The sequence below is a fragment of the Rhodococcus sp. BP-261 genome, from assembly GCF_019835205.1.
Taxonomy (GTDB): domain Bacteria; phylum Actinomycetota; class Actinomycetes; order Mycobacteriales; family Mycobacteriaceae; genus Rhodococcoides; species Rhodococcoides kyotonensis_B.
This window is the reverse complement of the sequence record NZ_JABUCO010000006.1, coordinates 215621-227345: the sequence shown is the minus strand read 5'-3', so window position 1 is coordinate 227345 and position 11725 is coordinate 215621. Positions and strand designations below refer to the sequence as shown.

The following is an 11725-nucleotide window of genomic DNA, read 5'->3' as shown; positions in this document are numbered from 1 at the left end:
CTTTTCCCCGGCTGCAGTCACTGTTGCTACACGTGTGACTCTAATGTCTTCGGTCAGGCGCCTACCCATCTGCGCCAGGGTCAACCCCGCTCGTGGGCGAGCAACCATTCCTTCGCAGGTAGGCCCCAACGGAATCCGCCGAGCGCGCCGCCGATGCGCAACACCCGGTGACACGGCACGAACAGTGCCGCAGCATTGCGCGCGCACGCCGACGCTGCTCCCCGGATCGCAGTGGGGCGCCCGGACATCGCCGCGAATTCGGAATAGGTGACCGGCGAGCCTGCGGGCACGGTACGGAGGATTTTCCACGCGTGCACGAGAAATTCACCGGACGTCTGGGCGACGGGGACGTCGTCGACCGCTGCCAGATCGCCGCGGTGATACTCGTCCACGGCCTTCGTGACACTGCCGAGCGTGGGGGCCGGCCGGATGTCCACCGGTCGTAACGATCGGTGGATGAGTGGCACGAGATCGTCGACGGTCGAGGTCCATCCGGACGCGAGTACCACGCCCGCGTCGTCGACGATGGTCGTGAACGGGCCGATCGGAGTGTCCGTGATGGCGGAAAGCGCGGTCATAGTCCTCTTCTTTCGAGTGCGACGTTCCAGAGATGCATCGACACGTACGAGCGCCACGGCGACCAACGCTCCGAATCCTTCAGTGAGACACCGAGCGCGTCGGCGCCCTGACGGACGACGAGATCGGTGTCCAGCAGCACATCGGGGTCGGCCAGGAGGCGCATGACGACGTAGCGCGCTGTCCACGGTCCAATTCCTCTCAGCGCCAGCAGTTCTCGTTCGAGATCGTCGGCTGCTCGCGCGGAATGAAGAACGATCTTGCCCGACGCCACCGCGTCGGCCACCCCGATGATCGCCCGCACCCGGTTCTTCGGACCGGTGAGAACCTCGTGACCACGTTCGGCGATGACGTCGGCATCAGGAAAGAGGCGCGTGACGGTGCCGCCCGCCGGATCCTCGATCGGCGTGCCGAGTGCGTCGACGAGTCGCGCAGTGTGCGTCGCGGCGGCACGCAACGAAATCTGCTGCCCGATCATGGTGCGCAGCAACAGTTCCGGACCGTCGGCGCAGCCGAGCGCGCGGATGCCCGGCCGAGCCTCCACATGCGGACGCAGGTGCGGATCCTCGGCGAGGGCAGCATCGACGGCCTCGGGGTCCGCGTCGAGATCCAGTAGGTGCCGAATGCGCGCGACGGCAGGGGACAGGTCACGCATGTCCTGCAGGCCGAGCGTCGTGCCGACGTACCCGTCCTCGATACGCAGTCCGACGATGCCGTGCCCGTGGGGCAGACGCAGGGACCTGCGGTAGACGCCGTCGTCCCATGCTTCGATACCCGGTACGACGTGTGCTTTCAGGAACCAGTTCAGCCAGGTTCGATCGAGCGGGCGGCGGTAGGGGAGTCGGAGCGTGACGGACCCGTTGCTGGACAACGTCGTTCGCTTCTCCGCTTCGGTTCGCAATTCCGTCGGATTGGCGGCGAAGACCTCGCGCACGGTGTCGTTGAACTGCCGGACGCTGGAGAATCCTGCAGCGAAGGCGATATCGGTCATCGACATCGCCGTCGTCTGGATCAACGCACGGGCCGTGTGCGCGCGATGGGCTCGTGCGAGGGCGAGTGGCCCTGCGCCGATCTCGGCACCGAGTACCCGCGTCAACTGTCGCGTCGAATAGCCGAGAGCGTCCGCGACCGCGTCGACGCCACCGCGCTCGACGGCCCCGTCGGAGATCAGCCGCATCGCGCGCGACGTCAGATCGGAATGGACGTTCCAGCGCGGTGAGCCGGGGGTGGCGTCGGGCTGGCAGCGTCGGCACGCACGAAATCCGGCTTGCTGCGCGGCGGCGGCCGTCGGCATGAACTGCACGTTCTTCGCTTTCGGCGTGGTGGCCGGGCACGACGGGCGGCAGTAGATGCCCGTCGTGCGCACGGCCGTGAAGAACTGCCCGTCGAAGCGGGTGTCCCGTGCCGAGACGGCCCGGTAGCAGCGATCGAAGTCCAACTCCATGGGTTCCACTGTGTCACCGGTGGAACCGTCGCCGCTAGCGGAAATCCGCCATCAGCGTCAACAGCAGCGGGCGCCTGGGTTGGCGTCGGCTTCCGCGTAGCGGTCCCGCCAGTACTGGCGTTCCGACTGGATCGGCTCGCCCGGGTGTGTTCGACGCATGTGCGCGACGAACCGCTCGTAGTCACGGTCGCCCATGACCGACGTGAGCCACCACCAGAGTCCACGCATGTCAGTGATGCCCCGCGTGTGCGGCGCCGGGAGCGCGGACGGTGCCGTCGGCGATCAGCTTGTCCCAGTCCTTCTGGATCTCCTTCTCCGCCGCGGTGGGGATGAATCCGGAGGGCCCGAAGATCTTCGACGGGACGGCCGGTTCCTCGTTGTCGGGCAGGTCGTCGACGCGAACCGCCTTGATGCACACGAGAAGTCCGACGACCGCGACGATCAGTACGAGCACCGCGAAGATGATCGACAACGTGCCCTGGATGAACGTGTTGCGAATGACGGCGTCGATCGCCTCGGCGGATTTGGCGGTGCCGAATTCGGTGAGGCCCTGATTCTTCGCGTCGACGAACTGAGCATGCTGCGCCCAGTAGCCGATGGCCGGGACGTCGGAGAAGATCTTCTGGTACGACGCGGTCATCGTCACGATGAGGTCCCACACCAGCGGAACACCGGGAATCCACGCCCATTTGAACAAGCGACGCTTCATGACGATCGTCAGGACCACGGTCAGTGCGATGGCGGCGAGCAACTGATTCGCGATGCCGAACAGCGGGAACAGGGTGTTGATTCCGCCGAGGGGATCGGTGACGCCCATGAGCAGAATGGCACCCCATGCCGCGACGACGATGAACGAGCAGAGCCATGCGCCGGGACGCCACGACGGGTCCTTGAACTTCTTGGCCGCCGAACCGGGCAGGTTTCCGATGCTGTCGGACAACATGAATCGCGCGACACGGGTACCGGCGTCGACCGTCGTGAGAATGAAGAGCGCCTCGAACATGATCGCGAAGTGGTACCAGAACGACTTCAGACTTTCGCCGCCGAACACTTGGTGCAGCACTTCGGACATGCCGAATGCCAGCGTCGGGGCGCCACCGGTGCGAGAGATGATCGATTCCTCGCCGACGTCGGCCGCGGCCTGGCTGAGCTCGCCCGCACTGATGTCACCGCCGCTGAGGCCGAGTCCGTTGACGTAGTCGGCAGCCGTTTCCGGGGTGCCGCCGGTCAGCGTCGCGGGAGCGTTCAGAGCGAAGTAGATGTGCTGATCCAGGACACACGCGGTGACGAGTGCCATGATCGCCACGAACGACTCGGTGAGCATGCCGCCGTAGCCGATCATCCGCATCTGCTTTTCCTTCTCCAGCAGCTTCGGCGTCGTGCCGGAGGAGATCAGAGCGTGGAAGCCGGAGAGCGCACCACAGGCGATCGTGATGAACAGGAACGGGAACAGGGATCCGGAGAACGCGGGTCCGTTGCCCTCGGTGGCGAACGACGTCATTGCGGGCATCTGGATCTCGGGACGTGCGATCAGGATGCCGACCGCGAGAAGGGCGATGGTGCCGATCTTCATGAACGTCGACAGGTAGTCGCGGGGTGCGAGCAGCAGCCAGACCGGGAGGATCGACGCGGCGAGGCCGTACGCGATGAGGCACCACGCGACGGTGACCTTGGACAGTGTGAACCAGTCGGTGCCCCAGTCCGTTTCGGCAACCCATCCGCCCGCGACGATGGCGAAGAGCAGGAGCGCGACGCCGATGATCGACACCTCGGACACCTTGCCCGGACGCAGGAAGCGAAGGTAGACGCCCATGAACAGGGCGATCGGGATGGTGAGGGCGATCGAGAAGACGCCCCACGGGCTCTCGGCGAGTGCGTTGACGACGACCAACGCCAGCACCGCGATGATGATGATCATGATGACGAAGACGCCGATCAGTGCGGCGATACCGCCGACGACGCCGAGCTCGTCGCGCGCCATCTGACCGAGGCTGCGGCCGCGGCGACGCGTCGAAATCCACAGGACGAGGAAGTCCTGCACTGCACCCGCGAAGACGACACCGATGATGATCCACATCGTGCCCGGCAGATAGCCCATCTGAGCTGCGAGGACGGGTCCGACGAGAGGGCCGGCTCCTGCGATGGCCGCGAAGTGGTGGCCGAACAACACGCGGCGATCCGTCGGCATGTAGTCCTTGCCGTTCTCGAGGATCTCCGCGGGAGTGGCACGGTCGTCGCGCGGATGCACGATCTTGTTCTCGATGAGCCTGGCGTAGAAGCGGAACGCGATGATGTATGTGCACACCGCGGCGATGACGAACCAGACGGCGTTCGGATTCTCACCGCGGATGATGGCGACGATCGTCCATGCCACACCGCCGAGTAAACCGATGAGTACGAACAGAACTCGCTTGGCCGCGGTCATCGGGGTCTTGTCGACGACGCCGACCGGCGGTAGATCGTCGTCGGTCTTCAACAGCTCGATGTGTGGACTTTCGGACGCGGTTGCTGTCATCGAAAAGCGCTCCTCGCAGACGTGCTTGTGATCGAGCTCACTGTAGACCTGGCGGGTGACAAGTTCGCGAAGGGGCGGAGGCCGCTGCGTTCAAAGGTGGTGACGATGCGCCGAATGGTTCGCAGCCGAAACGAACCGCGTGGGATGTAGCGCGGAAAACGTCGTTTGCCCGTATTACAGTGCCTGCATGACGGACCCGAACCAGTCCTATACAAGCCAGTCGTACCCCGGCCAGACGTACCCGCAGTACACGCCGCCGCCACCGCCCCCGACGAACGCCGGGTGGGCGGTTGCCGCGGTCATCTTCTTCTGGCCGCTCGCATTCTCGGCCTTCACGCATTCGTCGAACGTCTACCCGCGATGGGCGATGGGCGATTTCCAGGGGGCGCAGTACGCGTCGGACAGGGCGAAGAAGCTCGGTCAGATCGCCCTGTGGATCTGGGTCGGATTCATGGCTCTGTTCGTCGTCTTCTACATCGTGCTCTTCGCGACGTTGGCCAGCGCGTCGAACAACTGGTAGGTCGCTTCGCGACCCGTGCGCGCGAATGTACAGCCGGCTGTACATTCGCGCGCACGACGGGTGTCGGGCTGGTTGGACCAGGGAAGTAGACTCCATAGACCGTGAGCCTCACCCTCGGAATCGTCGGACTGCCCAACGTCGGCAAGTCCACCCTGTTCAACGCGCTGACCAAGAACGACGTGCTGGCTGCGAACTACCCGTTCGCGACCATCGAGCCCAACGTCGGTGTCGTTCCGCTGCCCGATCCGCGGCTCGGCAAGCTGGCCGAGGTGTTCGGTTCCGAGAAGGAAGTTCCTGCGCTCGTGTCGTTCGTCGACATCGCCGGAATCGTCAAGGGTGCCTCCGAGGGCGCAGGACTGGGCAACAAGTTCCTCGCGAACATCCGTGAGGCCGACGCCATCTGCCAGGTCGTGCGCGTGTTCGCCGACGACGACGTCGTGCACGTCGACGGCCGGGTCGACCCGTCCGCCGACATCGAGGTCATCGAAACCGAGCTCGCGATCGCCGACCTTCAGACGCTGGAGAAGGCCATCCCGCGCGTCGAGAAGGAAGCGCGGATCAAGAAGGATCGCAAGCCCGCGCTCGACGCCGCGATCGCAGCTCAGGCCGTGCTCAACGACGGCAAGACGCTGTTCTCGGCGAAGGACAAGCTGGATTTCGATCTGCTGAAGGAATTTCAGCTCCTGACGACCAAGCCGTTCCTGTACGTCTTCAACGCCGACGAGAGCGTGCTCACCGACGACGTCAAGGTCGCCGAGCTGGCCAAGTCCGTCGCCCCGGCCGATGCTGTTTTCCTGGACGCGAAGATCGAGTCGGAGCTGCTCGAGCTCGACGCGGAGTCGGCTGCCGAATTGCTGGAGAGCGTCGGACAGACCGAGCCGGGTCTCGACGCCTTGGCTCGCGCCGGCTTCCACACCCTCGGCCTGCAGACCTACCTCACCGCAGGCCCGAAAGAGGCGCGCGCGTGGACGATTCACCAGGGCGACACCGCACCTCAGGCCGCGGGCGTCATCCACACCGACTTCGAGCGCGGCTTCATCAAGGCCGAAATCGTCAGCTTCGACGACCTCATCGAAGCGGGCTCCATGGCGTCGGCCAAGGCCGCGGGCAAGGTGCGCATGGAGGGCAAGGACTACGTCATGGTCGACGGGGATGTCGTGGAGTTCCGCTTCAACGTGTAGGACTGCAGTTCAGATGGGCTTTTTCAGTTCTGCGTCCGCAGCGTGAACATTCGACTAGCACTCAGCGAAAGGTGACAAATAGTTGGCTAAGAAGTGGTGGGAAGACACCTACGCCAAGCCAGAGCACTTCTCGCTTGAGGTGAACGTCACCCAGTGCGGATCCAAGACTCGGTTCCCTGCTACCCCTCGCTTTGCGAAGGGTGAGCTTGATCTATCGGTTGCCGAGGGTGCACTCGATGTTGCGACTGCAATCCAGGTCCAGTTCGGTAGACCGATTCGCAAGACGGACGCAGTCCGCTGCTTTTCTGTTCGTACGCTGAGGGAAAACCAGTACTGGGCGTTCTCAAGTCCGATCCTCGGAAATCCACAGCATGGATCTGTGACAGCTCCCGTCCAAGATAAGGACCCAGATGTACACGAGCTATGGTGGAATGACACCAGTCGTGTCAAGCTTGACAGTCTGGCGATTGTGGGAAGGGAGCAGGTCAGTGGCGATGTTCAGCGTTCGTAAGCCCCGTCCATTTGCCTGGATGTCCGAACCCGCTTTTGAAAACATTGTTCGGTTGCGTGGGCACAGCTACCTCGTGAAGCTCAAGACCGGCGCTGTGCTGGTCTGGAGATTCGAGGAGGACGACGGGTGGGAAGCCAGCTTGCACGTGCATCTAACAAACGCTGAGTCCCAAAAAGTTTTCGATACCGAGCGTACTGAGGGCATGATTGAGGCGGTACGCAAGAATCTAAAGGATCCGTGGGCGCTGCTCGCAGTGAGTGACTCAACTGGCGACCACGTTCGCAGGTTTAGGGTTCCTCGGTGGGGCAACGAGCATGAGTTCGCGGAAGAGTTGCGTATCGCTGCTGCGTCGACCCCCGAGTACCAAGCGAACATCCTTTTCAGTATCCAAGCCGAAATGGACAGCTTGAAGAAGCAGATTTCGGAAATCGTCAGTGCGCGAGACGCGTTGATCGCAGAGCGCGACAAGGAGCGAGAGCGCCTACGTCAGCGTCTAGAGCGCGTCAAGCTGGACAACCGCGAAGAATCAGATTTCGTCAAGAATGCGGAGTCGCTGACTCAGGCCAGGGTGGCCGCGGCTGTTTAGTCAGCATGGGTGAGACGGCGGCTTCGAGGGACAACTCCTCGGCCGCCTTGCGTGTGCGGTCGTTGGCGTTCGGCCACAAGTGTGCGTAGGTCGACAACGTGACGTTCGGCGAGCCGTGACCGAGCCTTCTGAACGGTGACGACATCGCAGCCCGCGTAGATCAGGCCGGACGCGAAAAAATGCCGGAGGTCGTGCAGATGCCAGTCGGACTGACCGGCTGTCGCCTTCGTTTTGCGCCAGCGGTAGCTGACTGAATTCTGATGCCAGGGGTGCCCGTTCTCGCCTGGGAACAGCCAGTTGCTCGGGTCGGCCTGCGGTCGCCACAGTCGAATGTGTTCGACAACGATTCGAGCAACCCGGACGGCGCGGGTATGTCTCGTTCGCTGCCGTACTTCGGTGCGCGGATCTCGACCGCGCCGTCGTTTGCTCGCTGCATCTGGCGGCGGATGTGGATCTCGCGGCGTAGGAAGTCGACGTCGTGGATCTGGAGCGCAGCGGCCTCGCCGAGAGTAGTCCCGCGAACGCGGCCAGCGCCACGAACGCCCGAAAGTCATCGTCGGTGGAGCGCACCAGCGAGCCGACATGCAGCGGTTCCGGGATCCGCATGGCGGCTTCTGCGCGACGACGCCGGGGGAGCGTGATGCGATCGATCGGGTCCTCTGCGAGCACCTTGTCGCGCTTCGCCGCCTTCAGCGCCGAGCGGACATTGTTGAACCGGGTCTTGATCGTCGAAGGTTCGAGCGGCTTATCTCGCATCACCTTCACCCAGTGCTCGATATGGGAGGGGCGCAGATCGCCGAGCGCGACATCCGAGAACGTGACACTTCCCGCGGCTAGATTCATGGCATGCACTGTGCCGAGAACCCACACCTGGCGGGACGACCATTCGCGGTAGAAGCTCGCGAACGTGACCTTGCCCAGTCGGGGGTCTACGTAGTTGCCGGTGCTGCCCACCCCCGACGTCGTCGTCGGACCCGTTACGACGACGGCACGTACCTGCGCGGCACTATCCGCGGCTGGCTGCCCGAAACTGTCGACGAGTGGCAGGCCAACCGGCCTGGGCGTGGGTCCCGTACCGACCTGCGGCGCTAGGGTCCGGGGCGCCGCCGGATTTAGCCGGGTGTGCCATTATGTTGCAATGAGTCAGCCCAACGATGACGGCACCCGAACCATCTCGGTGGCATGGCAGCTCGAACAGGGTCCTGCGCCTCTCGTGAACCAGTTTGCCCTGCAAGGGACTGTAGACGCCGATGGCGGCCCGGGCGAGATCGTCGTGTCGGCAGGCTACGTAGCTCCTCCGATCTTCACCGGCGACCCCTCTGAGACCTCCGACGCACCTCTGTCATTGCCGGTAACGAATGTGGCTCGATTTTCGTTAACTAGGCATCGGGCGGAACAGTTGATTGGATTTCTGCGCGAGCAAGTCGACCAGTGGGATCGCGGAGACGCGGCCGTTAGGAAAGGCGGGGAGAAGTGACGAGCTTTGTAGATGTGGTCGCTCCGCTGGATGTTGCTTCGGTGACTGGTGGCGTTGCGTACGTCAAACGCAACTTGGTTGACCGCCCCTGGCCGACCACGAGCGATCTGTTCGCGCCGGGAGCCTCGATCAGTGGAACACCCTTCGATCTGCCGCTGGCGCCATGGGGGTCGCCGTCAGCTGAGCCGCGCACAATGTTCGTATCCAATTGGGTTCGACACGACAGCGATGCAAGCGAACAGGACGTGCGTCGGTACGTCTCCGACCTGTGGGCACAGGACTGGGATTGCCCAGAAGACTCTGTGTACGACGCCTGGTGAACCCAGGAGATCTGGTCCTGCTTTGGTTTCCGTTCAACCACTCGGCCGCGCAACCCTTCAAGAAGCGGCCCGCGCTGGTGCTATCACGAGTAGGGCTCGGAGACGACGAGGCAATTGTCTGCGTCATGGTCACCGGAAACCCGCACCGCTTCAGGTCGGCGGGCGCAGGTGACATCAAGCTGACTGATTGGCGCAGCTGCGGCCTTGCGAAGGAGTCGACAATCCGGAGCAGGCGGGTTTGGAGCGCGATGCCGGCGGACTTCGCCGGCAACATCGGCAGGGTGAAAGCCTCGACGCTTGAGGCTGTACGTGAGGAAGTGCGCACTCTGTTGGGCGTGTAACAGAGCCCCGACGCGGGAAGGTGACCTGTCAGAGAAACCATCCGCGACGTGGGCCTGTCTAGGCTAGTCGATCAGCCAGCGATGACTTCCCATTATCCGAGCTCGGCAGCCTCCGAAGGCTTGTCATTCCATAGATGGAGCTGGAATTCACCTTCCTTCAGCTTCACGTCGTTCTCGACGTCCTTGCCGTTCACCTGATAGCTCTCGACGAACACCGCAAAAATCGTCTCGGACAGCGGCGACGCCTTCAGGGCCTTCGCGTACTGAGTGGCGATCGGGCGTAGTTCGTCGGCCGTGGTGATGTCGGGGTCGCAGATGTCGATCGCGGTCGCGATCATTCCGGGTTCGTCGCGGTCGGTGCTTACTCGTCCGCCAATGAGGGTGGCGCCTGCGGGCAGTGGCACGGTCGCCACGGCTGCAGCGAACGCTGGATCCTCGATCGGGGCCTCGGCTGGGCATGTTGCCTGCGCCGTTGTGTTTGTGGCAGACGCTTCGGTCGACGCTACAGCGTCGGTGGACCCGGAGCCCGAGGTCGACGAGCATCCTGCGAGCAATAATGCGGCCGTACCGACGGCGGCGATCGGTGTCCGTTTCATGAAGAGATGTCTAGCAAACCGGACGTCACGCTTAAGCGTTACCATCATCGGCGTGACGGAACCACAGGCGAATCTACCAACGATCGATCAACTCTTCGACGAGTACGACGGGTGGCGTGCAACAGCGGCACGGGACAGTGACGACTTCGACAGCCTGACGAAGCTCGCCGCGTTCTACAAATTTGTTATCGCACATCACGCCGAGCCTGGCGGAGATCTCTTGCGTCAAGCTGCGGCGCAAATTCAGACAGCCGAGAAGGACCGCACATGAGCGACAGCAAAGGGTCCCACCGCGCACTCACGCTGGAACAGTTGGCCGTTGAGTATGGACACTGGGAGAAGCTCCCTGGAATTGACAGCGATTCGTACGGTGCGTTCGAGCAGCTCGCGACTATCTATCGATACGCAATATCAAATTACAACGAGCCCGGAGTCGAGAAGCTGATCGAAGCGCTGGCGGAGGCTGGCGGACAAGAGTGACACACGGAACCTGTGATTGCGCCCCACTTCGGGATCGAGGTGGGGCGCATTCTTCGTCTGCGGGCACTTCTGTCGCTACCGTTGCCCTCTCTTTGAGTTCCTGCCGCGGATCCAGTCGTCGAGGTCATCGATGTGGATCAGCCACGTTCCACGTGGCTCTGTCCGCTGCGGCCCTTCAGCGCCCCGGTGGTCAGCGCGTCATAGACGAACGAGCGGCTGCAATTCGCTCGGACGGCTGCCTGCTTTGACGTGAACCATGGCGATGTCGGAACGGGCATAGCAGTTGCCGACTCCCTTAGTGCCCCGTTGCGGCGCCTCGTGTCGTCTCGGTCTTCTGACCTTTTAAGTATCTCGGTGGTGCGCTGAATGGCGGCCGATAAGAGGGTCGTGACCTCTTGGAGTTCGGCAGCGACTTCAGTCCATTGCCGCCGGAGTTGGTCTACCTCGGTGCGTGCGCGAACTAGCTCGTCGGCGTCGTTCATTCGAGTGCGCTCGGTGCTGTACGGAGCGCATTCTCGATGTACGTGTTCAGGTCGTCGACCGGGATTCGGATTTTTGCGCGCCCGCGGCCGATGTCGAGGTACCTGACGTGGCCGTCGGACATGAGGTTGCGAATGTGGTCGGCAAAGCAGCCGAGTTATTCGGCGGCGTGAGCAACGGAGAGGCATTGCAGGTTCTTCGTCGTGAACGGCAAAGCTACTTCCCCTACGGTGACGGTCGTGGAAACTCCGTGGATGACTGTGATCAAGACGAGCGAGTACACGCGACGGGGTAAGAATTTGGTGTACCAATCGTTGCATACCGGGGAGCTCCGGGGCACTCAGCACACCCGGACCGGTGGTACGTGGCTGGTGCATCGAGATGACCTGGAAGAATGGATGCGCCGGGACAGCACTAGCGGGCCCGTTTGGCAGTCGACGCCACCGCCGGCGACCGAACAGGAATTGTGCGCGCGGAACCCTGCTTACCGACCGTTGCGGCGACGGAAGTAGCTCGGCTGCCGTCCGCAGTGCGTCCGCAGTAACGCCGTTTGGTGCCGTACCTAGCCAACGGTACCAACGCATGACGAGGCAGCCTGACGTGCTGAAATGACGCTGGCCAACGTTACCGGCGATAGCCGTCATTCCCGTCCGAAGTTCCGCTTCAACGTCTAACGGTCCCGAATCCACCCTCCCGTT

15 protein-coding genes are annotated in these 11725 nt (G+C 63.1%); 8 read left to right on the top strand and 7 right to left on the bottom strand.

The features are described 5' to 3' along the window. Positions 1-80: 80 nt before the first annotated feature. Genes HQ354_RS10115 through HQ354_RS10100 form a run of 4 tightly spaced genes read right to left on the bottom strand, consistent with a single transcriptional unit; the run spans position 81 to position 4535 of the window. Positions 81-578 carry a methylated-DNA--[protein]-cysteine S-methyltransferase gene (locus tag HQ354_RS10115; protein ID WP_222634933.1) on the bottom strand — a complete coding sequence of 166 codons (498 nt, stop codon included), beginning with the start codon at positions 576-578 and terminating at the stop codon, positions 81-83. Next, entirely contained in the window at positions 575-2020 is a 1446-nt protein-coding gene (locus tag HQ354_RS10110) for a DNA-3-methyladenine glycosylase 2 family protein (RefSeq protein ID WP_222634932.1), read from the bottom strand. Before HQ354_RS10110 ends, HQ354_RS10115 begins: the two co-directional genes overlap by 4 nt. 57 nt (positions 2021-2077) lie before the next feature. After that, a complete protein-coding gene (locus HQ354_RS10105; RefSeq protein ID WP_261768754.1) occupies positions 2078-2248 on the bottom strand; it encodes a YbdD/YjiX family protein in 171 nt (56 codons plus the stop codon). A gap of 1 nt (position 2249) precedes the next feature. Further along, positions 2250-4535 (bottom strand): carbon starvation CstA family protein, encoded by a 2286-nt coding sequence (locus tag HQ354_RS10100; RefSeq protein ID WP_222634931.1) that lies wholly within the window; start codon positions 4533-4535, stop codon positions 2250-2252. 187 nt (positions 4536-4722) lie between these two features. Here HQ354_RS10100 and HQ354_RS10095 point away from each other — a divergent pair, with 187 nt between their 5' ends. From HQ354_RS10095 to HQ354_RS10085, 3 genes are all read left to right on the top strand, one after another. Further along, positions 4723-5055 (top strand): CD225/dispanin family protein, encoded by a 333-nt coding sequence (locus tag HQ354_RS10095; protein WP_068427891.1) that lies wholly within the window; start codon positions 4723-4725, stop codon positions 5053-5055. A 101-nt stretch (positions 5056-5156) separates the two neighbouring features. Beyond that, entirely contained in the window at positions 5157-6236 is a 1080-nt protein-coding gene (ychF, locus tag HQ354_RS10090) for a redox-regulated ATPase YchF (protein WP_114328377.1), read from the top strand. 488 nt (positions 6237-6724) lie between these two features. Continuing rightward, positions 6725-7333, top strand: coding sequence for a hypothetical protein (locus HQ354_RS10085; RefSeq protein ID WP_222634930.1), 609 nt, complete (start codon positions 6725-6727; stop codon positions 7331-7333). Here the strand turns inward: HQ354_RS10085 and HQ354_RS26010 are convergent. Continuing rightward, a complete protein-coding gene (locus tag HQ354_RS26010) occupies positions 7330-7887 on the bottom strand; it encodes a tyrosine-type recombinase/integrase (RefSeq protein WP_222634929.1) in 558 nt (185 codons plus the stop codon). The two genes, HQ354_RS10085 and HQ354_RS26010, sit on opposite strands and share 4 nt — an antisense overlap. A 584-nt stretch (positions 7888-8471) precedes the next feature. On the opposite strand from HQ354_RS26010, the gene HQ354_RS10075 reads away from it, so the two are divergent. Further along, positions 8472-8810 carry a hypothetical protein gene (locus HQ354_RS10075; RefSeq protein ID WP_222634928.1) on the top strand — a complete coding sequence of 113 codons (339 nt, stop codon included), beginning with the start codon at positions 8472-8474 and terminating at the stop codon, positions 8808-8810. A 316-nt stretch (positions 8811-9126) separates the two neighbouring features. Continuing rightward, positions 9127-9471: a type II toxin-antitoxin system PemK/MazF family toxin gene (locus tag HQ354_RS10070; protein ID WP_222634925.1), complete on the top strand. Its 345-nt coding sequence runs from the start codon at positions 9127-9129 to the stop codon at positions 9469-9471. 92 nt (positions 9472-9563) lie between these two features. On the opposite strand, the gene HQ354_RS10065 is transcribed toward HQ354_RS10070, so the two are convergent. Beyond that, positions 9564-9884, bottom strand: coding sequence for a hypothetical protein (locus HQ354_RS10065; RefSeq protein WP_222634922.1), 321 nt, complete (start codon positions 9882-9884; stop codon positions 9564-9566). A gap of 100 nt (positions 9885-9984) precedes the next feature. Here HQ354_RS10065 and HQ354_RS10060 point away from each other — a divergent pair, with 100 nt between their 5' ends. Beyond that, on the top strand, positions 9985-10338 hold the full coding sequence (locus HQ354_RS10060; protein WP_222634920.1) for a hypothetical protein: 354 nt from the start codon (positions 9985-9987) through the stop codon (positions 10336-10338). After that, positions 10335-10547 (top strand): hypothetical protein, encoded by a 213-nt coding sequence (locus HQ354_RS10055; protein WP_222634917.1) that lies wholly within the window; start codon positions 10335-10337, stop codon positions 10545-10547. The genes HQ354_RS10060 and HQ354_RS10055 overlap by 4 nt, the downstream gene beginning before the upstream one ends. Before the next feature lie 478 nt (positions 10548-11025). Here the strand turns inward: HQ354_RS10055 and HQ354_RS25545 are convergent, their stop codons facing one another. Next, the gene (locus HQ354_RS25545) at positions 11026-11151 is read right to left on the bottom strand and encodes a hypothetical protein (RefSeq protein ID WP_261768757.1); all 126 of its coding nucleotides are present in this window, start codon (positions 11149-11151) and stop codon (positions 11026-11028) included. A gap of 130 nt (positions 11152-11281) precedes the next feature. Between HQ354_RS25545 and HQ354_RS26005 the strand changes: the two genes are divergently transcribed. Beyond that, the gene (locus HQ354_RS26005) at positions 11282-11539 is read left to right on the top strand and encodes a helix-turn-helix domain-containing protein (protein WP_222634915.1); all 258 of its coding nucleotides are present in this window, start codon (positions 11282-11284) and stop codon (positions 11537-11539) included. Positions 11540-11725: the final 186 nt, after the last annotated feature.

Excerpts from the sequence above, each read along its gene's own strand:
- HQ354_RS10105 (WP_261768754.1), bottom strand. The coding sequence starts at position 2,248 with ATGCGTGGACTCTGGTGGTGGCTCACGTCGGTCATGGGCGACCGTGAC.
- HQ354_RS10100 (WP_222634931.1), bottom strand. The coding sequence starts at position 4,535 with ATGACAGCAACCGCGTCCGAAAGTCCACACATCGAGCTGTTGAAGACC.
- HQ354_RS26010 (WP_222634929.1), bottom strand. The coding sequence starts at position 7,887 with ATGACTTTCGGGCGTTCGTGGCGCTGGCCGCGTTCGCGGGACTACTCT.
- HQ354_RS26005 (WP_222634915.1), top strand. The coding sequence starts at position 11,282 with ATGACTGTGATCAAGACGAGCGAGTACACGCGACGGGGTAAGAATTTG.
- HQ354_RS10095 (WP_068427891.1), top strand. The coding sequence starts at position 4,723 with ATGACGGACCCGAACCAGTCCTATACAAGCCAGTCGTACCCCGGCCAG.
- HQ354_RS10115 (WP_222634933.1), bottom strand. The coding sequence starts at position 578 with ATGACCGCGCTTTCCGCCATCACGGACACTCCGATCGGCCCGTTCACG.
- HQ354_RS25545 (WP_261768757.1), bottom strand. The coding sequence starts at position 11,151 with ATGTCCGACGGCCACGTCAGGTACCTCGACATCGGCCGCGGGCGCGCA.
- HQ354_RS10075 (WP_222634928.1), top strand. The coding sequence starts at position 8,472 with ATGAGTCAGCCCAACGATGACGGCACCCGAACCATCTCGGTGGCATGG.
- HQ354_RS10055 (WP_222634917.1), top strand. The coding sequence starts at position 10,335 with ATGAGCGACAGCAAAGGGTCCCACCGCGCACTCACGCTGGAACAGTTG.
- HQ354_RS10110 (WP_222634932.1), bottom strand. The coding sequence starts at position 2,020 with ATGGAGTTGGACTTCGATCGCTGCTACCGGGCCGTCTCGGCACGGGAC.